This window comes from Acetobacter okinawensis JCM 25146 (assembly GCF_000613865.1).
Taxonomy (GTDB): Bacteria; Pseudomonadota; Alphaproteobacteria; order Acetobacterales; family Acetobacteraceae; genus Acetobacter; species Acetobacter okinawensis.
In genome coordinates, this window is the sequence record NZ_BAJU01000001.1 from 40,272 (window position 1) to 59,788 (window position 19,517).

Annotated in this window: 18 protein-coding genes and 3 pseudogenes; 9 read left to right on the plus strand and 12 right to left on the minus strand. The window is 58.0% G+C overall.

Annotated features, from left to right (window positions below; genetic code table 11):
• Positions 1–152 precede the first annotated feature (152 nt).
• Together JCM25146_RS16120 and rpmE are read right to left on the minus strand one after the other, a co-directional pair.
• A pseudogene (locus JCM25146_RS16120) lies at positions 153–697 on the minus strand (Hsp20 family protein).
• Positions 698–876: 179 nt separating this feature from the next.
• A pseudogene (gene rpmE / locus JCM25146_RS16125) lies at positions 877–1,101 on the minus strand (50S ribosomal protein L31); the annotation flags it as partial.
• 304 nt (positions 1,102–1,405) lie between these two features.
• On the opposite strand from rpmE, the gene mscL reads away from it, so the two are divergent.
• Positions 1,406–1,897 (plus strand): large-conductance mechanosensitive channel protein MscL, encoded by a 492-nt coding sequence (mscL, locus tag JCM25146_RS00205; RefSeq protein ID WP_025824966.1) that lies wholly within the window; start codon positions 1,406–1,408, stop codon positions 1,895–1,897.
• Between the two features lie 89 nt (positions 1,898–1,986).
• Entirely contained in the window at positions 1,987–2,385 is a 399-nt protein-coding gene (locus JCM25146_RS20390) for a hypothetical protein (protein ID WP_025824968.1), read from the plus strand.
• 60 nt (positions 2,386–2,445) lie between these two features.
• Here the strand turns inward: JCM25146_RS20390 and secF are convergent, their stop codons facing one another.
• On the minus strand, positions 2,446–3,393 hold the full coding sequence (secF, locus tag JCM25146_RS00215) for a protein translocase subunit SecF (protein WP_025824971.1): 948 nt from the start codon (positions 3,391–3,393) through the stop codon (positions 2,446–2,448).
• An 18-nt stretch (positions 3,394–3,411) separates the two neighbouring features.
• Positions 3,412–4,976, minus strand: a pseudogene (secD, locus tag JCM25146_RS16135) (protein translocase subunit SecD).
• Positions 4,977–5,226: 250 nt separating this feature from the next.
• Here secD and JCM25146_RS00225 point away from each other — a divergent pair.
• From JCM25146_RS00225 to JCM25146_RS00235, 3 genes are all read left to right on the plus strand, one after another.
• A complete protein-coding gene (locus tag JCM25146_RS00225; RefSeq protein ID WP_025824973.1) occupies positions 5,227–6,207 on the plus strand; it encodes a Gfo/Idh/MocA family protein in 981 nt (326 codons plus the stop codon).
• Positions 6,208–6,397: 190 nt separating this feature from the next.
• Positions 6,398–8,335 carry a ribonucleoside-diphosphate reductase subunit alpha gene (locus tag JCM25146_RS00230; RefSeq protein ID WP_025824975.1) on the plus strand — a complete coding sequence of 646 codons (1,938 nt, stop codon included), beginning with the start codon at positions 6,398–6,400 and terminating at the stop codon, positions 8,333–8,335.
• A gap of 80 nt (positions 8,336–8,415) precedes the next feature.
• Positions 8,416–9,435 carry a ribonucleotide-diphosphate reductase subunit beta gene (locus JCM25146_RS00235; RefSeq protein WP_025824977.1) on the plus strand — a complete coding sequence of 340 codons (1,020 nt, stop codon included), beginning with the start codon at positions 8,416–8,418 and terminating at the stop codon, positions 9,433–9,435.
• Positions 9,436–9,452: 17 nt separating this feature from the next.
• Here JCM25146_RS00235 and JCM25146_RS00240 read toward each other — a convergent pair whose 3' ends face one another.
• Positions 9,453–10,211 (minus strand): tRNA1(Val) (adenine(37)-N6)-methyltransferase, encoded by a 759-nt coding sequence (locus tag JCM25146_RS00240; RefSeq protein WP_242400804.1) that lies wholly within the window; start codon positions 10,209–10,211, stop codon positions 9,453–9,455.
• Positions 10,212–10,309: 98 nt separating this feature from the next.
• Here JCM25146_RS00240 and JCM25146_RS00250 point away from each other — a divergent pair, with 98 nt between their 5' ends.
• Complete coding sequence (locus JCM25146_RS00250; RefSeq protein WP_025824981.1) at positions 10,310–11,380, plus strand: polyprenyl synthetase family protein; 1,071 nt, start codon at positions 10,310–10,312, stop codon at positions 11,378–11,380.
• Here JCM25146_RS00250 and JCM25146_RS00255 read toward each other — a convergent pair.
• Together JCM25146_RS00255 and JCM25146_RS00260 are read right to left on the minus strand one after the other, a co-directional pair.
• A complete protein-coding gene (locus JCM25146_RS00255) occupies positions 11,377–12,285 on the minus strand; it encodes a glutamate racemase (RefSeq protein ID WP_025824983.1) in 909 nt (302 codons plus the stop codon). The genes JCM25146_RS00250 and JCM25146_RS00255 overlap by 4 nt on opposite strands.
• Before the next feature lie 5 nt (positions 12,286–12,290).
• Positions 12,291–13,043, minus strand: coding sequence for an orotate phosphoribosyltransferase (locus tag JCM25146_RS00260; protein WP_025824985.1), 753 nt, complete (start codon positions 13,041–13,043; stop codon positions 12,291–12,293).
• 270 nt (positions 13,044–13,313) lie between these two features.
• Between JCM25146_RS00260 and JCM25146_RS00265 the strand changes: the two genes are divergently transcribed.
• On the plus strand, positions 13,314–13,553 hold the full coding sequence (locus JCM25146_RS00265; RefSeq protein ID WP_025824987.1) for a hypothetical protein: 240 nt from the start codon (positions 13,314–13,316) through the stop codon (positions 13,551–13,553).
• A 199-nt stretch (positions 13,554–13,752) separates the two neighbouring features.
• Here JCM25146_RS00265 and gltA read toward each other — a convergent pair whose 3' ends face one another.
• The 4 genes from gltA to JCM25146_RS00290 all read right to left on the minus strand — a co-directional run bounded on the left by gltA (position 13,753) and on the right by JCM25146_RS00290 (position 16,910).
• Positions 13,753–15,063: a citrate synthase gene (gltA, locus tag JCM25146_RS00275; RefSeq protein WP_025824989.1), complete on the minus strand. Its 1,311-nt coding sequence runs from the start codon at positions 15,061–15,063 to the stop codon at positions 13,753–13,755.
• A 150-nt stretch (positions 15,064–15,213) separates the two neighbouring features.
• Positions 15,214–15,759 (minus strand): SixA phosphatase family protein, encoded by a 546-nt coding sequence (locus JCM25146_RS00280; RefSeq protein WP_025824991.1) that lies wholly within the window; start codon positions 15,757–15,759, stop codon positions 15,214–15,216.
• A 14-nt stretch (positions 15,760–15,773) separates the two neighbouring features.
• On the minus strand, positions 15,774–16,097 hold the full coding sequence (locus JCM25146_RS00285; protein ID WP_408734897.1) for a chorismate mutase: 324 nt from the start codon (positions 16,095–16,097) through the stop codon (positions 15,774–15,776).
• A gap of 69 nt (positions 16,098–16,166) precedes the next feature.
• The gene (locus tag JCM25146_RS00290; protein WP_035371698.1) at positions 16,167–16,910 is read right to left on the minus strand and encodes a metallophosphoesterase; all 744 of its coding nucleotides are present in this window, start codon (positions 16,908–16,910) and stop codon (positions 16,167–16,169) included.
• 94 nt (positions 16,911–17,004) lie between these two features.
• Here JCM25146_RS00290 and JCM25146_RS00295 point away from each other — a divergent pair, with 94 nt between their 5' ends.
• Together JCM25146_RS00295 and JCM25146_RS00300 are read left to right on the plus strand one after the other, a co-directional pair.
• Positions 17,005–17,196, plus strand: coding sequence for a hypothetical protein (locus JCM25146_RS00295; protein ID WP_025824997.1), 192 nt, complete (start codon positions 17,005–17,007; stop codon positions 17,194–17,196).
• 23 nt (positions 17,197–17,219) lie between these two features.
• A complete protein-coding gene (locus tag JCM25146_RS00300; protein WP_025824999.1) occupies positions 17,220–18,737 on the plus strand; it encodes a succinate CoA transferase in 1,518 nt (505 codons plus the stop codon).
• A 79-nt stretch (positions 18,738–18,816) separates the two neighbouring features.
• Here the strand turns inward: JCM25146_RS00300 and JCM25146_RS00305 are convergent, their stop codons facing one another.
• The gene (locus JCM25146_RS00305) at positions 18,817–19,494 is read right to left on the minus strand and encodes a hypothetical protein (RefSeq protein WP_242400805.1); all 678 of its coding nucleotides are present in this window, start codon (positions 19,492–19,494) and stop codon (positions 18,817–18,819) included.
• Positions 19,495–19,517 lie beyond the last annotated feature (23 nt).

Genomic DNA, 19,517 nt, shown 5'->3' on the forward strand with positions numbered 1-19,517 from the left:
GGCCTGGAACCTCTTCCGAAGCCTGCGTGCCTGCCGACGCGCATCTATGCCCCCGATATGGAGGGAGCAGCCCGCTCAGGTCAAGCCGCAAAAACACAACAAAAGGGGGAGAAAGCTGAGTTCCTCCCCCTTATTGGGTTTATACGGCGGGTTCAGGCCGCATTTGGCACGTGCTGGTTGCGCGTGGTGTCGGCCGTTACAACTGTCGGGTTAGGGGTAAAGGGCGCGCCAGTTAGCCCGGGCTGTCCGGCGGATGGGCTCGTGGGCTGGCCCGTGTTCTGCCCTGCATTGACCGGAATACGCCGTGGTTTGAGTGCCTCGGGCACAATCTGGCGCACACTAATGCGGAGCAGGCCGTTGTTCATGTCTGCCCCCGTGACTTCCACGTGGTCAGCCAGTGCAAAGCGGCGCTCAAAGGCGCGGCGGGCTATGCCGCGATGCAGCACTTCGCCCTCGTCCTGCGGGGCGCTTACACGACCGGACACAACAAGTGTTCCGTCCTGAACCAGCAGTTCAATATCTTCCGGTGCAAAACCCGCGACTGCCATGGTCAGGGCGTAGCTGTCGTTCCCGGTCTTGGCAATGTCGTAGGGGGGTAGCTGGGTGTGCCGGTGTTGCGGGCTGCGGTGTCCATAACCTGTGCCAGACGGTCAAAGCCGATGGCGGTACGGAACAGGGGCGCAAAATCGTAAGTCATGTGGAACCTCCTCGTTCAGCAAGGTTCTGCCGCTGAGCAGGTCCCATAAAGGCGGCCTGCCGGGGCAGTTCTGTCTGGCCGACCCAATGGGGCGTCAACCATGCTCCAAACGTGGAAAGCCCCGCCTCCTTTTTCAAGAGGGCGGGGCCACAGACACACGACAGGACTGAAAAATCAGCCTTGGAACGGGTGCCAATACCTGCAAAGCGCTTGTTGAACTTGGCAACCTGGCCCCCGGTATCCATGATGCGCTGAACGCCGGTCCACGCCGGATGGGACTTGGTGTCAATGTCCAGACGGATGGTGTCACCAGCTTTGCCGTAGCAGGAGCGGGTGGTGTATTCCGTGCCGTCGGTCATGATGACGGTGATTTCGTGGTATTCGGGGTGAATGCCGGACTTCATGGGGCAGGTCTTTCTTTACAGCATACGAAGGCCCGATACCGACCGGGCCGAATTGCCGTGCATATAACGGTATGCGCGAGCCGGATCAACCGTTGATTGCGCATCTTTTGCCCCTGATCGGCGTTCTGCCGTGGCTTTTGCGGAGCATACTGGCAGGATGCAGGTACAGGCAGTGCCGTCTACTGGCCCGTGACACAAAGATTTTTTAATGTTTCGACAAGTAAGACTTGAGAAATAGCAACTCTGGCGGATACAGAGTTGAATATCTTTTGTATAAAATCCGATCAAAACAGGACAATAATTTATGGCTGACCTTAAAACTGACCTCAAGGCGCATGTGCGCGCTCCAAGCTGGGTGGGTGAGTTCCGCGCCTTTATCATGCGTGGCAATGTGGTCGATCTGGCCGTTGGTGTGGTCATTGGTGCCGCGTTTACGGGCATTGTGAACAGTCTGGTCAAGGATGTGTTCAACCCGGTCATCGGTCTGCTGGTCGGCGGGATTGATTTTTCCAACCTGTTCGTCACCCTTAAAGGCCCGCACGAGACAACGCTGGAAGCGGCACAAAAGGCAGGGGCTGTTACCCTTAACCTTGGCCTGTTCGTCAACGCTGTTATCCAGTTCCTGATTGTGGCCATGGCTATTTTCTGGATGGTCAAGGCTTTAACCCGCCTGCATGTGCGTGAAGAGGCAAAGCCCGCGGCACCTCCAGCCCCCAGCCCGACGGAAGTGCTCCTGACCGAAATCCGTGATGAGCTTGTCGCACGGAACAACGCGCAGTCCACCACACAGGGCTGAGGCACAGACAGGCTTGTCAGGTCGGGTTGCGCCCTGGTGGTGTGCAACCCGTGTTTTCGGCTGGTGGAATATGGGCTAGGCTTTACACCATGATGCGTCCCGTATTCCATTTTGCCCGTAAAGCACCGTTTTTTGCTGCCATGGCTGGTTTTGCCGCTCTTGCGGGGTGCCAGAGTGCACCATACCAGCTCCGGGTAGAGCAGACCCCCAGCACGCTGCTTTATAGTTACGCTATAGCCAACGGCATGGCCCGCGGACAGTTGATGAGCGGCACCATGACCTTGCCGCAGATTGTCAATATTGTGACGGCAGACCGTGCGGCTCTGGGAGCTATTCTGGTTTTTCGGGACCACCCCAGCAACAGCACACTCACTGTAGCCGGGCAGAAGGTGGAAGATTTTCTCGCAATGCTTGACCAGCCCGATACACCGGGCCGCAGCGTTGTTATGTTGCCAGCGGGTGCTTCCTCTCCGCCAGTTGGCCGATAGGGTATAAAAAACGGAGCCAGCAGATGGCTCCGTTTTTTGTGTGTTCTGGTCGGTTCGTTATCAGGCGGCGGGGGCTGTGGCCTTGCCGCTTTTGGCACCGCGCTTCAGGCGGCCTTCCCCCATGAACAGCAGCAGCGGTGCTGCAATAAAGATGGAGGAGGACGTACCAACAACAATGCCGAACAGCATGGTCCATGCAAAACCCGACAAGGTTGCCCCGCCCCACAGAGCCAGTGGTAGAGACGCCAGAAAGACCGTGGAGGAGGTCCCCAGTGTACGGTTCAGCGTCTCGTTAATGGACAGGTTTATCAGGTCGATGAGCGGCATGGTGCGGTATTTGCGCAGGTTCTCACGCACGCGGTCGTATACCACCACCTTGTCATTGGTAGAGTAGCCCAGAATCGTCAGGATGGCGGCGACCATGACCAGATCAAACTCAAAGCCGGTAATCACCAGAAAGCCGACTGTCTTGGTCAGGTCGAGCACCAGCGTGATCACAGCACTCAGCGCGAATTCCCATTCGAACCGGAACCAGATGTAGCCCAGAATCATGGCAAGGCTGAGGGCAAGAGCCAGCATGCCGTTGCGGAACAGCTCGGCCGAGACCGAGGCCCCCACTGCATCAGCACGCAGGATGGTGGTGCCGGGCAGGGCCTCTGCCACGGTGTGGCGCACCTTGTCCACAATGGCCTGCGTATCCTGCTCCGAGCCTGCATCCAGGCGGATCAGCACGTCATTGGCCGAACCAAAGGATTGGAAGGAGGCATGCTGCACCCCGTGTTCGGCCAGAGCCGTACGGATTTTGGCAAAGTCTGCCGGGCCGGTGGTCTGGGCTTCCACCACAATCCCGCCCCGAAAATCCAGACCCAGTGTCAGACCGGGGTGGAAGAACAGAATGAGTGATGCCAGCGAGAGCACGGCCGAGACGATCAGCCCCATATAGCGGCCGCGCATGAAGTTGATGTGCGTATCCTTGCGGACAAAACGCAGAAGAGGACGTCCGAACATAAGTAGCGCCTCGTTTCTTCAAACAGGCAGGCTGGTGGGGCGCGTACGCGCGTACCAGCGGGCCATAAGCATGCGGGAGAGCAGCAGGGTGGTGAACAGGGTGGTCACAATGCCAATGGTAATGGTGAGCGCAAACCCACGGACCGGGCCTGTGCCAAACACAAACAGCATCACATGGGCCAGCAGGGCCGTGGCGTTACTGTCCACAATGGTGGAAGTTGCTTTTTCAAACCCTGTCTGCATCGCGGCCAGTGGGGTACGCCCACGGCCGATTTCCTCGCGGATGCGTTCGTTAATAAGGATGTTGGCGTCCACGGCCATGCCGAGTGTGAGCAGCATGCCCGCCATGCCCGGCAGAGTCAGTGTGGCCTCAAAGAGCGAGAGAATGGCCACCATCAGAACAAGGTTGGCCAGCAGGGCAAAGTCCGCGTACCAGCCAAAGCGGCCGTAGAACAGCACCATAAAGACCACGACCATAACAAAGCCGACAGCAAGGCTGATCATCCTGCGCGGATGGAGTCTGCACCAAGGGATGGGCCAATGGAGCGCTGTTCAATAACGCTCAGCGGGGCGGGCAGTGCGCCTGCGCGCAGCATAAGGGCAAGGTCTGTGGCCTTCTGGGCATCAAACCCGCCGGTAATCTGGCCATTGCCCCCGGTTATGGGGCTCATGATCACCGGGGCTTCGATAATCTTGTTATCCAGCACAATGGCGAATCGCTTGCCCACATTGGCCTGCGTCACGGCAGCAAAAGCGTGCGTACCAGTCGAATCGAAAGAGAAGCTGACCGCCCATTTGCCGCTCTGCTGGTCAATGACCGCCCCTGCGTTGGTCAGGTCGGAGCCATCGACATCCACATGGTCAAAAACGGGCAGGGGGCCACCGTCCGCTGGGTCGGCCATCTGGAGCAGGCTTACGCCCTGCGGCGGGTAGGTTGCGTGCAGCGGATTTGCGTCTACCAGATGGAAGCTCATCTTGGCAGTGGTGCCCAGCAGTGCCTTGATCCGGTCCGGATCACTGATGCCGGGGAGTTCCACAACAATGCGGTCATCGCCCTGACGGGTAATTTCGGGGTCAACGGCGCCTGTGCCGTCAATACGGCGGCGCACGATTTCGATCGACTGGGTAACGGCCTCACGCGCACGGGTGCGAATGGATTCGGGTGCCAGCACCAGAGCAATGCTGCCATCTTCACGCTTGCTGACGCTGAACTCGTTTGTAACAGCGCGGGGCAGGGCGTTCAGGGCCGCCACATCCGCATCAGCCTCGGCTGCGGAGCGGGGGGTGAAGGTAATGGTGGCCTTGGCCGCATCGACCGTAATGTTCTGGTAACCCAGATGCGCGCCAAGCAGCGCATCGCGCATGTTTTCGGAGAGGGTCTGCAACCTGTCATGGGTCAGGCTTTGCAGATCAACCTGCATGAGCAGGTAAGAACCGCCCCGCAGATCCAGTCCAAGATGGATCTGTCGCCATGGTATGGAAGGGAGCGGCTTGCGCATGCCGTTGGGCAGGCACAGCAGCAGGCCTAAAAGGCATACGCCCAGTACCGAGGCCAGTTTGAGGCGGCTGTAATACATTCTCACCTGATCGCTTGCAGTTTTGCTGCCCGGAACATGCCGCCCAACCCCAACAGATGCAACCCGTTCGCGCGTTTATGGGTGGATTACCGTGCTTTTTCGTTCATTTCGCGTGGCTCTGGCGCATCACTTGGCGGTAAATGGGGGTGGGCATGGCAGATGTGCCGGAGCGGAGCGGCTTGTTTGCATTCGGGTGTGGGCCTGCTACGCCTTGATGGGGCCAAAAACTGGCCACATCAGGCAAGGGCGGTAACAGATGAGCACAATGCTGCGGGTAGGGGTTATTGGGGCAGGGCATTTTGGGCGGTACCATGCCCTGAAAATACGCGACGTACCGGGCGAGAGCCTGTCCGGCCTGTTTGACCCAGACCCCGCCCGTGCCCAACTTGTTGCGCGGGAGGCAGGCTGCCCTGTTGTTGCGGACGTGGATGCCCTGCTTGCCCAGTCCGATGCTGTGGTGGTGGCGGCGCCTGCGGAATTTCATTTCGATCTGGCCGTGCGCGCATTGCGTGCGGGGCGGCATGTGTTGGTAGAAAAGCCGGTGGCGGCAACGCTTGAGCAGGCGGACATGCTGGTCACGCTTGCGCAGCAGAGCGGGCTTGTCTGTCAGGTCGGGCATCTGCTGCGCTTTTCCGCCGAGCATGAGGCCATAACCCGGCGCATTACCCGGCCACTCTATATAGAGGCCACGCGCATAGCGCCCTACAAGCCGCGTGGGACGGATGTGTCGGTTATTCTGGACCTGATGATCCATGATCTGGATCTGGTTCTAGCCATTGTGGACAGTCCCATTGCGCAGGTGGATGCGCTGGGTGCGGCAGTCAGCTCCGCGCATGAGGATATCGCCAATGCGCGTGTACGCTTTGAAAACGGCTGCGTGGCCACCATTACCGCCAGCCGCATATCGCTCAAAACCGAGCGGCGGATGCGCCTTTTTTCCGAGGAAGGGTATCTGTCGGCCGATTTTGTAAAGCGGGAGTTGAGCATGATCGGGCGCGAGCGTGGCCTGCCGCTACCGGGCACCGATGGCTTCCGGCGTGAGAGCATAAGCTGGAAGGAACATGATTCGCTGTTCGCGGAGCATCAGGCGTTTGTTGCCTCCTGTTTGCATGGGGCCCCCGTTGTGGTGGATGCGCTGGCCGGGCGGCGCGCTCTGGCGGCGGCTCTGGCCGTGGCGGATGGTATTGCCTCCTCGCGCGCTCTGATGGAGCGGTCCGGGCTGATCCGGGGGAGTTGAAAAAAGAGGGCGCTGGGGAAGCGGGAGGAAACAGCCGTTTTTGAAAGAGCAAGTCTAAAATTGGTCAAATCGGACAAAAAAAAATCTAGATATGGGGGCAAAGTAGGGTAAGAAACGCGACATATGGTGTGTCTGGCCAAGCCACGGCACAAGCCCCATCATCGTTCGTAAAAACCGGAGAGCAAGAGCCATGAGTCTGATCGACGTGCATGAGAATGACGTTCGTCGTTCCCATTCAGGAGCATCAGGCTCGGTGGAGGAGCCGGACCTGTTTGGCGCAGAGCAGATGCCGGATATGGTGCAACTGCCCGGCCACCATCAGGTGCGTGTGGATCGCTCGCGTGATGCGCTGCTGACCCTCTTTGGCAAGGCTACGCTGGATAACCGCTACCTGCTGCCTGATGAGGGTTATCAGGACCTGTTCGGGCGTGTAGCGTCCTATTACGGGGCCGATGCAGCTCATGCCCAGCGCATTTATGACTACATCAGCCGCCACTGGTTCATGCCTGCAACGCCTGTGCTCTCCAACGGTGGCACAACGCGCGGCCTGCCCATTTCATGCTTTCTCAACGAAGCGAATGACAGCCTCAAGGGCATTGTCGATCTTTGGAACGAGAATGTGTGGCTGGCCAGCAAGGGCGGTGGCATTGGCTCGTACTGGGGCAACCTGCGCTCCATTGGTGAGAACGTGGGCCGTAATGGCAAAACATCGGGGGTTATTCCCTTTATCCGCGTGATGGACAGCCTGACTCTGGCCATCTCTCAGGGTTCGCTGCGCCGTGGGTCGGCGGCAGTCTATCTGCCGGTCTGGCACCCCGAGATTGAAGAGTTCATAGAAATCCGGCGTCCAACCGGGGGGGACCCCAACCGTAAGGCGCTTAATCTGCACCACGGTATTCTTGTGTCCGACGCGTTCATGCGCGCGGTTGAAACAGATTCGGAATGGGCGCTGCTCTCCCCCAAGGACAATTCGGTTATCCGTAAGATTTCGGCGCGTGGGCTGTGGATTCGTATCCTGACCGCGCGTATGGAGCAGGGCGAGCCCTATATTGTTTACTCCGACCATGTGAACAATGCGCGCCCCGAGCACCACAAGCTGGCCGGGTTGGAGGTCAAGACCTCCAACCTGTGCTCCGAAATTACGCTGCCCACGGGCATAGACCATCACGGCAAGGCGCGTACGGCGGTGTGCTGCCTGTCCTCCCTCAACCTTGAGACATGGGACGAGTGGTCAGATAATCCTCAGTTCATTGAGGATGTCATGCTCTTCCTCGATAATGTGTTGCAGGACTTTATCGACCGCGCACCCGAGGATATGGAGCGGGCCAAATATGCGGCCATGCGCGAACGCTCCGTGGGGCTGGGGGTTATGGGCTTCCACTCCTTCCTTCAGGCCAAGAACGTCCCGTTCGAGAGCGTGATTGCCAAGGTCTGGAACCGCAAGATTTTCAAGCATATCCGTGAGCAGGCAGATGCGGCCTCCCGCCATCTGGCCGAACTGCGTGGTGCTTGCCCCGATGCTGAGGAATATGGCGTAAAGGAACGTTTTTCCAACAAGATGGCCATTGCCCCCACGGCTTCCATCTCCATTATTGCAGGCAATGCCAGCCCGGGGATTGAGCCGATTGCGGCCAATGTGTTCTTGCAAAAAACCCTTTCCGGCTCATTTACGGTGCGCAACCGCCATCTGCAGAAGCTGCTGGAAGAAAAAGGGCAGGACACGCCGGAGGTATGGTCCTCCATCACCACCAGCAAGGGGAGCGTGCAGCATCTGGACTTCCTGACCCAGCAGGAAAAGGATGTGTACAAAACGGCATTTGAGCTGGACCAGCGCTGGGTGGTGGAACATGCCGCCGACCGGCAGCCCTTCATCTGTCAGGCGCAGTCGGTCAACCTGTTCCTGCCTGCCGATGTGCATAAGCGCGACCTGCACCAGATCCACTATCAGGCATGGAAGAAGGGGCTGAAGTCCCTCTACTACTGCCGCAGCCTGTCCATCCAGCGGGCGGATACGGTGAGCAACGTGCTCAGCAAGTCCGAAGTTCTGGGGGCAGGTGTTGCCGAGCAGGCGGCTGCCGAACATGCCGCTGTGGGCAATAATTATGACGAGTGCCTGGCCTGCCAGTAAGGGCTGGCCGGTCGGTATCTGTTTTTTTTTTAGAAGGTGTGCGGCGCCTCCGCTGGGGGCACCCGCCCGATGGAGGCACAATGAGCGAGCACAAAGCCGGACAGCAGGAGCAGCAGGAGCAGCGTTTTGACCTGCTTACAGCCAACCCGGTGTACAAGCCGTTTCGGTACCCGTGGGCTTATGATGCATGGCTGACGCAGCAGCGTGTGCACTGGCTCCCCGAGGAAGTGCCTCTGGCGGATGACGTCAAGGACTGGCACCGCGTGCTCAACGAGAGCGAACGCCACCTTGTAACCCAGATTTTCCGCTTCTTCACCCAGTCGGATGTGGAAGTGAACAACTGCTACATGAAGCACTACAGCCGGGTGTTCAAACCCACTGAAGTGCTGATGATGCTCTCTGCCTTCTCCAATATCGAGACCATCCACATTGCTGCGTACAGCCATCTGCTGGATACGCTGGGCATGCCGGAGGAAGAGTATTCCGCGTTCCTTAAGTACAAGGAAATGAAGGATAAATACGATTACATGCAGTCCTTTAACGTGGACAGTAAGCATGAGATCGCAAAGACTCTGGCAGCTTTTGGCGCGTTTACGGAAGGGCTACAGCTTTTTGCCTCGTTTGCCATCCTGCTCAATTTCCCGCGCTTTAACAAGCTCAAGGGCATGGGGCAGATTGTGTCTTGGTCGGTGCGTGATGAGACCCTGCACTGCCTGTCCATCATCCGTCTGTTCCGGGTGTTTATTCAGGAAAACCCCCATATCTGGACAGCAAAGCTACAGCAGGAGCTGACAGATATCTGCAAAACCATTGTTGAGCACGAGGAGGCCTTTATTGACCTCGCGTTTGAAATGGGGCCGGTGGAAGGGCTGGATGCGGCTCAGGTCAAAACCTACATCCACTTTATTGCCGACCGCCGCCTGACTCAGCTTGGGCTGGACCCGGTTTACAACACAACCACCAACCCGCTGCCGTGGCTGGACGATATGCTGAATGCGGTTGAGCATGCCAATTTCTTTGAAAATCGCTCGACCGAATACAGCCGCGCCTCCACCATGGGAACGTGGGAAGAAGCGTTTGAAAGCTCGGTCTTCGCGTAAAGCGAGGCTGGGCTTCCTTACAGGCCGGGCAGGGCCGTGCCGTTTTCCAGCACGTCGCGTGCCTGCGGCGTAAAGGCTCCGTCCGCCTCATGCAGGGTGAGCCCGGCCAGTACACGGGCCGGGCTTTTAACGCCCAGACGTGCCTGCACAAGCAGGATACGCGCCTCGCGGTCTGTTTTGGGCCAGAAGGGGTAGAGTGTTATCCCACCAAAACCATTGGCGCTTAACTCAGCAACAGCTCTGTCTGTCAGTGCGGTGGGGAGGGCGAGTGTCAGGCTGCCTTTGTGGCGCAGAATGGACGCAGCCCCCTTAACCCATAAAGGCAGGGTGTGCATGCCCATTCTACGGGCAAGGTCGCGCCGGGGTTCGGGCGAGGCTGTGCCCGTGGTGGCGTGCCACGGTGGGTTGGTCATGCAATGGTCAAAGCGCAGGTGTTCTGGCACCCCTTCGGGGAAAGACGCATCAAGAATGCTGACCTGATTTTTTTTGTTAGCCAGCAGGTTGGTGCGGGCCAGTTCGGCTGTTTCAGAGTCTTTTTCTATGCCTGTGCCATGCAGGTCTGGTACGCGGTGCATCAGGCATAACAGCCCTGCACCCGCGCCGCAGCCGACCTCAAGCACATGCTGGCCATGGCGGGCCGGTACGGCAGCGGCCATAAGAATAGGCTCAAGCCCGGTCCTGTAGCCTTGCTGGAACTGGCTATAGGCGATACGGCCACGCAAAAGCGTGCCGTGCGAAGTAGCAGGAAGGTGGCTTGATGGTGCTTGTTGCATCATTGTATCTGGCTGGCTTGAATGTGTTGGTGCTTGACCGTTTTTCAGGTGCCTCGCATATAAGAGAACGTCAACTCATCCCATGGCCGGGGGAATAGCATTTGGGTGTTGCAGTCAGTCTGTCGGAAAAGGACAGCACCGCGAGCCAGGATGGATCTGGAGTTTCTGTGAGTAAACCAGGGGAAGCTGGCCTTAGAGCGCTGGCTGATTATCTTGCTACGGACATGCAGGCCTGCAATCAGGTCATTGTGGACCGTATGCAAAGTTCTGTTGCACTTATTCCGCAGTTGGCGGCCCATCTTGTGGCCGCTGGCGGCAAGCGGCTGCGGCCGCTGCTAACGCTCGCCTCCGCACGTCTGTGTGGCTACAACAATCAGGACGGGCGTATGCGGCATGTGGAAATTGCTGCCTGTGTCGAGTTCATTCATACAGCCACGCTGCTGCATGATGATGTTGTGGACGACAGCCAGCTGCGGCGTGGCCTTGCCAGTGCAAACGCCATTTTTGGCAACAAGGCGTCTGTTCTGGTGGGGGACTTCCTGTTCGCCCGTGCGTTCCAGATTCTGACAGCCGATGCCTCGCTGGATGTTATGGCGATTCTCTCCGCGGCATCTGCAACGCTGGCAGAGGGTGAGGTCATGCAGATGACCACGCAGAATGATCTTTCCACATCTGTTGATCAGTATCTTCAGGTTATTTACGGCAAAACTGCGGCGTTGTTTGCCGCAGCCTGCGAATCCGGTGCCGTTCTTGGGGATGTCGCGCCGCAGGCGCGTGAGGCCCTGCGCGTTTATGGCGCCAATCTGGGCATGGCCTTCCAGCTTGTGGATGACGCGCTTGATTACTCAGCCGATCAGGCTGTGCTGGGTAAGGAAGTGGGGGACGACTTCAAGGAAGGCAAGGTCACTCTGCCGGTTCTGGCGGCCTACGAGGCCGGGAGCGAGGAAGATCGTGTTTTCTGGCGGCGTGTGATCGAGGAGTGCGAACAGCAGCCAGAAGATCTGGACGCTGCATTGCTCCGTATTGCCCAGACCAATGCCATAGGCATTACCCTGAGCAAGGCGGAAGACTACGCAACATTGGCCCGTCAGGCTTTGCAGGATTTTCCTGATAATGACCTCAAGGCCATTCTGCTTGAAACAGCCAGCTACTCCGCAAGCCGCGCTAGCTAGGCTGCGACGGCCATCTTGACTGCTCCCCGAATGTTCCGGTGTTCAGGCCGGGCAGGACGGGTGGCGGCCTGATCATCCCATAAAGAGATGTCATTAAAACCATAGGCCGGGAGCTGCGCTGCCAGCGCCTGTGCATCCTGCGGGCGGGCGGTAAAGAATGCCTGCTCGGAGCGGAGTGCGCTGTCGGCTGCCATTGGCGGCAGGTTTTGCAGGATCGTGCATGTCTGCCGGGCCACGGCACCAGCCGGGTCCAGCCAGCTAATGCCCGGTGGTGCCAGCTTGCGGAGCAGGTCCAGCACAAAGGTGTAATGGGTGCACCCCAGCCCTATTGCATCCAGCCGCGCGGAATCGGGGTGCTGGAACAGCCCCTCAATATCTTGGTAAATGGCGTGCTCAGAGACACTCTGCCCACGAAAAACCTGTTCCGCATAGCTTGCCAGATGGGGGGCAGCGTGGGCGATCAGGGTGCATTGTGGCGCATAAAGCGCATGCAGGCGGGACAGATACGGGCGGCGGATAGTCGCCCGCGTGGCCAGCAGGCCAATAACACCGGTTTTTGTCTGGCGTGCTGCCCAGCGAATGGGGGGGACGCAGCCAATAAACGGAACAGTGGGACATGCTGCGCGCAGGGCATCCAGCGCCAGTGTGCTGGCCGTATTGCAGGCAATAATCACAGCCTGAGGCCGCAGACGGGCAACAGCAAGGCAGATAAGGGAGATAATGCGCTCGGTAAGGAGCGCATCATCCTGTTCGCCGTAAGGAAAAACAGCCGTGTCGGCCAGATAGTCCACCTGGATATGGGGGGAGAGTGCCCGTATGGCCCGCACAATGCCCAGTCCACCAATGCCTGAATCAAACGCCAGAACACGGTAGGGAGCAGACAAGGCGGGGCCAGACGTTTGCACGGTTGTTATTTGTCCTTGCGGGCCTTGAACTCAGCTGCTTCTTCCAGGCTGCCAACACCGCCACGGCGGGCAGACCAGCCACAGGGGTCTTCCAGAAAACGCCGGACTTCAGACGCAGCTTCTTCAGAGAAGTAAGGGCGGCTTGAGCAGGCTTCCAGCACATCCCACCATGTGCACAGGGAGTGCAGGGCCACGTTCATGTCCGTCAGGGTCTGCTGGGCGCCGGGGAAAACGCCGTAGTAGAATACCACAAAGGCATGGTTCACAATGGCACCTGCATTGCGCAGGGCATTGGCGAACTGTACCTTGGAGGCACCATCGGTAGTCAGGTCTTCTACCAGCAGGGTCCGCATGTTTTCAGGCACATCACCTTCAATCTGGGCGTTGCGGCCAAAACCTTTGGGTTTTTTGCGCACGTAGGCCATAGGCAGCAGCATGCGGTCTGCCATCCATGCCGCAAATGGAATACCGGCTGTTTCGCCCCCGACAATGGCCTCAAGGCTTTCGTAGCCTACGTGGCGACCGATTTTTTCCACACCCAGTTCCACAATTTTGGCGCGGGCGCGGGGGAAGAAGATAATCCGGCGGCAGTCAATATAAACAGGGGACTTCCAACCCGATGTCAGGGTGTATGGCTCTTCGGGGCGAAAGTTGACTGCCTTGATTTCAAGCAGCAGGCGTGCGGTGGTGAGGGCGGCATCACGATCCCATTCGCTGGTCTCTCCGGTGGGAGAGGCAATGCCTGCTGGCGACATCATGGCAGATTCCTTGAGGTTAGGGTGGTTGAAGTCGCATTGGCATACCCCTAGCCGTGCCGAAAATCCATGCCTCATCGCCGGGTATGTGTGATTTGCTGTCCGATGTAAGACCCTAAAAAGCCCGATGAGCCAGAACTACGGAAAAATGGCACATATCAGCGGGTTGTGATTTTATGTGTAAAGTAAATTACAACTTAATCCTTGCGTCAGCTAAAGATGTGGCGTCTAATCGCGCAAGTTGAGATTGGTTATCAGTTAAAGGTTAATGTCGTGGCTATAGAAGCAAGTCGGATCGCACGGAAATGCGAGCGGGCCGTCATCACGGCTTACACGGAATTGCGCGAAGTGGGGACGGAAGACGTTACGGCGTTTAATGCCTGCACCACCCTTTACCGCATTCATCACCCCGAATCGTCGTTGAGTGAAGCGCGCATGCTGGTCTCCGAGTGGATTGACCACCATATGGTGCGCAAGGACGATGGCCCCACGGCAGGCTGCAACTGCGCTTGAAAAGCTGAACCTTGCCACTTGTGCGCTGAGTGAACGTGGCAGGTTAAATGATTGGAGCGGATGCCCATGCCGAGCATGAGCATCCGCTTTTTTTATGCTTTATAACGAGTGGAAAGCAGAGGGGTTTGTTAACCCCACAAAAAAACTGGCCCGCATTGCTGCGAGCCAGATTTTTACAGACTACCGGGTGGTCTGATGTTCAGCGTTTGTCAAAGGGTACAAAATTCCGTTCGGTTGCACCCAGATACAACTGGCGTGGGCGGCTGATGCGCTGGCCCGGTTCCTCAATCATTTCTTTCCACTGGCTGACCCAGCCGGTCGTCCGGGCTACGGCAAACAGCACGGTGAACATGCTGGTGGGGATGCCCATGGCCTTGAGGATAATGCCGGAATAGAAGTCCACATTCGGGTAGAGCTTGCGCTGCACAAAGTAATCATCGCTCAGGGCAATGTTTTCCAGCTCTACTGCCAGATCAAGTAGCGGATCATCCTTGATGCCCAGTTCCTTGAGTACTTCATGGCAGGTCTGCTGCATGATTTTGGCGCGTGGGTCAAAGTTCTTGTACACGCGGTGGCCAAAGCCCATGAGCTTGACGCCACTGTTCTTGTCTTTGACCTGAGCAATAAAGCTGGGAATATTTTCCTTTTTGCCAATATGGGCCAGCATTTTCAGCACGGCTTCGTTGGCGCCACCATGGGCAGGTCCCCATAGGGCGGCAATCCCTGCGGCAATGCAGGCAAAGGGGTTGGCCCCGGTGGAGCCCGCCAGACGCACGGTGGAGGTGGAGGCATTCTGCTCATGATCGGCATGCAGGATCAGGATCCGGTTCATGGCGCGGGCCAGAACAGGGTTGACCTTGTAGGGTTCGGACATGCGAGCGAACATCATGGACAAAAAGTTTTCCGCGTAATTCAGGTCATTGCGCGGGTAAACAAAGGCATCGCCCTGCGTATATTTGTACGCCCATGCCGCAATGGTCGGAATTTTGGCAATCAGACGCATGGCCGCGAGTTCGCGGTTTTCGGGAATGGCAATGTCGCTGGCGTCGGGGTAAAAAGCCGAAAGAGCGCCAACCGTGCCACACAGAATGGCCATCGGATGCGCATCACGCCGAAAACCGTTGAAGAAGTTACGGATCTGCTCATGGAGCAGGGTGTGGTTGGTCAGCGTGGAAGAAAACGTATCGTACTGCGCCTTGCTGGGCAGCTCACCATTGAGCAGGAGGTAGATCACCTCTTCGTAGGATGCGTTTTCCGCCAGCTGGGCAATGGGGTAGCCACGGTGCAGCAGAACACCTTTATCGCCGTCAATATAGGTGATCTTGCTGTTGCACGAGGCCGTCTCGCCGTAACCGGGGTCGAACGTGAACACTCCCAACTCTGCGGGCAGTTTACGAATATCGATGACATCCGGCCCAAGTTTGCCAGAAAGTACGGGCATCTCGGCGGTTTTGCCACCGATCGAAATGGTAGCGGTGGACTGCTTACCCTCGTTCTGCGACACGCTCATGGTGTTTCCTTTTGCATAATGGGGTCACGGTCGCGGCTGCGGCCTGCTGTTTGAGTGTTGTCTCCCATTCGAGAGCAAACAAAAAGGTTCATCCCGATAAACCGCGCGTTATCACGCGCTCAAGTCGGCAGAAAACCGGGGTTTTTTATCTCAGGGTCGCGTGAATGTGTGCAAAGTCAGGTTCATGCTAGCACAGTCGGCCCATGCGCTCTGGTCGGGAGTAAGGTCGCTGCCACGCATCTTGAACACGGCAAGTGAGCCGGGTGCGAATCCCTGATCGAGCGTTTCGTTCTGGCTGTCGAGCTCGCGGGCAAACTCGGAAATGCCGGGATTATGGCCGATGAGCAGAACGGTATGTGCCTGCTCTGGCAACTGCTGCACGGCCATGGCCAGTGCGCTAGGTCCGGCCTCGTATATTTCGGGGCACAAATACACTTGGGGCTGCGCGTTGGCTGGCTGGACGTTCTGTATGCCTGCGAGTGTCTGCCGGGTGCGTATGGCCGGGCTGCACAGGACCGTGTCGGGGAGCAGGTTATTGTCCCGCAGCCAGATGCCGCAGCGCCTGGCGGCCTGCTCTCCATCATGCGTCAAAGGGCGGGCCATGTCGGATTCGGGAGAAAAATTGCCCAGATCCGGTTGTGCGGCCTCGGCATGACGGAGGAGAATAAGGCGGCGGGGCGTAGGAACAGCGCACATAAGATCACATGAGGTTATGGTGTGGACGAGGCGGGGGACGCCGACTCAAGGGCTATGGCCTCATGGTGGCGAATAACTTCGTGGATGATGAAGTTGAGAAACTTCTCGGCAAAGTCGGGGTCCAGATGGGCGTCTTCGGCCAGTTGGCGCAGGCGTGCGATCTGCTGTGTCTCACGCGCCGGGTCAGCGGGGGGGAGTTTGTAGAGCGCTTTAAGCGCACCAACGGCTTTGGTGCAGCGGAAGCGCTCGGCCAGCATGGCAACAAGGGCTGCATCAATATTGTCTATGCTGCGGCGGAGGTCCTGCAGGGCTTCCGGGGGGCACGGCTGGTTTGTCACGGTGATCTGGGTCTCTGGCTGCTGGGAAAAAACATTATGGAGGCGTTATAAACGGGTCACGTCCAAACGTTAACAGACATAAGCTTTTTCTTCCACAGGTGGAAAAGGCAGGTCCACCCATGCCAGATGTCCGCCTTTGCCTGCCCCCGTATCCACAAAGATGGCGCGCCCGCCGGCCCGGCCCGGAATGGTCAACGGGCAGCCATTGGTCGAGCGTTGGTCATGCCCGCAGTAAACGGTATAGCCGTTGGGAATATGGTTGACCCAGTTGAGCGTGCGCTCGGGGTAGCCATCGGCCTGCATGCGGTTTGTGGTCTCGCCAAACAATGCGCGGGAGAGCAGGTAGGTCACGCGCGCCAGCGGGGGTGGAGGGGGCTCGTTCAGCATATGTGGCTCAAACGCGCCGTGCACAAAAATGGTCCTGCCCATGACCAGCCATGCCGGGGCCTGCTCAAGTGCTGGCAGTACATCGCGTAGCACATCCGCATTGTCCGGGGCCATGAGCTGGGCCAGCGTGTCGTCCAGATGGGGGGAAGAGCGGAGTTTTTTGCCCATGAGCGCCCGACCGAGCTTGCGGTCGTGGTTGCCAATCAGGAACAGGCCGCGCCCTTCGCGCTGGACCTGCAGCATCAGGCGCAGAACGCCTGCGCTGTCTGGTCCGTAATCCACCAGATCTCCCAGCTGGATGATAAAACGGTCCGTGGCTATGGCATGGCGGAAGGCTTCTATATCCCCATGCACATCGCCCACAATGCGGAGTCCTTTCCGCATTGCGTTCTTCACGTTTTCGTCATGCAGGGTATCCGTGAACATTCCATCCATACCTGTTCTTTTCTTACCTTCATGTAGGCTTTTCGAGCGAAAACAGGAACGGTTCTGGCAAGTTTTTTTTGGAAGGGGCATACGCATGCACAAGTATGTGACGCGCCAGAGGGTTCTGTTTGAGCATAGGGTGCAAGAGCTTTCAGGGGCGGAAACAAGCCTGAAAAATGCGGAAGAGGGTATGGACCACAGCACGGTGGCACGCTGGAGCCGCATGGTGTCTGGTGCAGGAACGCCGTGGAGAATGGCCCTTTTTCGTGTGTTCGGAACAGTTTGAGAAGAAAAACAGGAAGGCCTCTCATGACAGAGCGCATTCGCAACGTCGCGCTGCGTAGCAAGGTTTGCCCGGCAGAGGCCGCGGCAAAGCTGATCCGAAATGGTGACGTAGTCGGCACCAGCGGTTTTACAGGCGCAGGCTACCCCAAGGCGGTGCCTACGGCACTGGCCCAACAGATGGAAGCCGCCCACAATCGTGGGGAAGAGCACCGCATCAGCCTGATTACGGGCGCATCAACCGGCCCGCAGCTTGATGGCGAGCTGGGCAGGGTTGACGGTGTTTACTTCCGGTCTCCGTTCAATACCGATGCCGCCATGCGCAACCGCATCAACTCCGGCGAGACGGATTATTTTGACAACCACCTCGGTCAGGTTGCCCTGCGTGCCCATCAGGGCAACTACGGCAAGTTTGACGTGGCAGTGGTGGAAGCCACGGCCATTACCGAGGAAGGGGGCATTGTACCCACGTCCTCCGTTGGCAACTCGCAGGCTTTCCTCGACCTGGCCGACAAGGTCATTATCGAGGTGAATGAGTGGCAACATCCGGGGCTGGAAGGCACGCACGACGTGTGGGACGGCAACAGCTACGGCAACGCCCCGCGCGATGTGATCCCGCTCTCTCGCGCTGACCAGCGGATTGGCCGCACCTTCCTCAAGGTGGACCCTGCTAAAATTCAGGCCATCGTGCGCACCAATGACAGCGACCGCAATGCCCCCTTTGCTGCCCCCGATGGTACAGCCAAGGCGATTGCGGGCTATTTGCTTGATTTTTTTGAGCATGAAGTCAAACAGAACCGGCTTCCCCCTTCGCTACTGCCCTTGCAGTCTGGCGTTGGCAATGTTGCCAATGCGGTGCTGGACGGCCTGAACGAAGGGCCGTTTGAAAATCTGGTGGGCTTTAGCGAGGTCATTCAGGATGGCATGCTGGCCATGCTGGATTCCGGTCGTATGCGTATTGCCTCGGCAACCTCCTTTTCTCTCAGCCCGGAAGCGGCGGAAGAGATTAACAACCGGATGGATTTTTTCCGTTCCAAGATCATCCTGCGCCAGCAGGACATCAGCAACAGCACTGGTGTAATCCGCCAGCTGGGCTGTATTGCCATGAACGGTATGATCGAGGCGGATATTTACGGCAACGTAAACTCCACCCGCGTCATGGGGTCCAAAATGATGAACGGTATTGGCGGGTCGGGTGATTTTGCCCGTAACGCCTACCTGTCCATCTTTCTGTCGCCGTCCACGGCCAAGGGTGGCAAAATCTCGGCTATTGTGCCTATGGCGGCCCATGTGGACCACATTATGCAGGATACCCAGATTTTTGTGACCGAACAGGGGCTGGCGGATCTGCGTGGCCTGTCACCCGTCAAGCGGGCTCAGGTCATTATCGACAAATGCGCACACCCGGACTACCGCCCGATGTTGCAGGATTATCTGGACCGTGCACGCAGGGATTCTTTTGGCAAGCACACACCGCATCTGCTGAACGAAGCTTTGTCATGGCACCAGCGGTTTATTGAAACCGGGTCCATGCTTCCCGCGTAATAGTTGGCAGGATCGTGCTCAGGCCCCCGCTCTTGCAAACAAGGGTGGGGGCTTTTTTTATGGGGGGTGTTATGGCCCGTTATTCGGGGCGAGTCAGCGCGGTGGACGGCAGCGTCAGGGACGTCGTCATCTGGTAGGGCTGGTGCGTAATGACAATATCGACAGGTCGGTTTGCCAGAAAGTCCGCAGTAGAGACTTTTGCAGGGGGGGTGTCGGTAATAATGGCCTGCGCATCCCGGTGCACCATTGAAAACAGGCTTGGCGCTGCGGAAGGGGAAAGGTAGGCCGCGTAAGGATGATGCCCCGCCATGCGGTGCGCATTATAGGCATCCCGCTCGGAATTGACGGGAATGGCGACCATAACCTTGGAATCGGCCCGAAGAACGGCAGCCGTACTTTTGTAGTCCGCAGGGACAAAAATAACCCGGTCACGCATATGAGCCTTGGTGACCTCAAAGGCGACTTGCAGTGGGTTTGCGTCATGCAGGTCCAGCATGAGCAGTGTGTTGGAGTGGCGGGCCGTATCGAGCACACTGGCCAGAGTGCTGCTGCCCGGCTCCACGTCAACCTGCCCGTTGGCACCACTCGTCAGGCCCAGACGCACCATGCCCGGCTGCCCGATGGAAGATATGGTGGCAGCCTGTGCAACATTCTGCGTGCCACTATTGCTGGCACATACAATAAGCCCATGGTGAATGCGCGCCATAATGCCACTGGTCTTGGTGTGGTGAATGGCCAGCACTGCAACGGATGCCACGCAAAGGGTCGCAGCAAAGGCAA

Excerpts from the sequence above, each read along its gene's own strand:
- mscL (WP_025824966.1), top strand. The coding sequence starts at position 1,406 with ATGGCTGACCTTAAAACTGACCTCAAGGCGCATGTGCGCGCTCCAAGC.
- JCM25146_RS20390 (WP_025824968.1), top strand. The coding sequence starts at position 1,987 with ATGATGCGTCCCGTATTCCATTTTGCCCGTAAAGCACCGTTTTTTGCT.
- secF (WP_025824971.1), bottom strand. The coding sequence starts at position 3,393 with ATGTTCGGACGTCCTCTTCTGCGTTTTGTCCGCAAGGATACGCACATC.
- JCM25146_RS00225 (WP_025824973.1), top strand. The coding sequence starts at position 5,227 with ATGAGCACAATGCTGCGGGTAGGGGTTATTGGGGCAGGGCATTTTGGG.
- JCM25146_RS00230 (WP_025824975.1), top strand. The coding sequence starts at position 6,398 with ATGAGTCTGATCGACGTGCATGAGAATGACGTTCGTCGTTCCCATTCA.
- JCM25146_RS00235 (WP_025824977.1), top strand. The coding sequence starts at position 8,416 with ATGAGCGAGCACAAAGCCGGACAGCAGGAGCAGCAGGAGCAGCGTTTT.
- JCM25146_RS00240 (WP_242400804.1), bottom strand. The coding sequence starts at position 10,211 with ATGATGCAACAAGCACCATCAAGCCACCTTCCTGCTACTTCGCACGGC.
- JCM25146_RS00260 (WP_025824985.1), bottom strand. The coding sequence starts at position 13,043 with ATGATGTCGCCAGCAGGCATTGCCTCTCCCACCGGAGAGACCAGCGAA.
- gltA (WP_025824989.1), bottom strand. The coding sequence starts at position 15,063 with ATGAGCGTGTCGCAGAACGAGGGTAAGCAGTCCACCGCTACCATTTCG.
- JCM25146_RS00280 (WP_025824991.1), bottom strand. The coding sequence starts at position 15,759 with ATGTGCGCTGTTCCTACGCCCCGCCGCCTTATTCTCCTCCGTCATGCC.
- JCM25146_RS00290 (WP_035371698.1), bottom strand. The coding sequence starts at position 16,910 with ATGTTCACGGATACCCTGCATGACGAAAACGTGAAGAACGCAATGCGG.
- JCM25146_RS00295 (WP_025824997.1), top strand. The coding sequence starts at position 17,005 with ATGCACAAGTATGTGACGCGCCAGAGGGTTCTGTTTGAGCATAGGGTG.
- JCM25146_RS00300 (WP_025824999.1), top strand. The coding sequence starts at position 17,220 with ATGACAGAGCGCATTCGCAACGTCGCGCTGCGTAGCAAGGTTTGCCCG.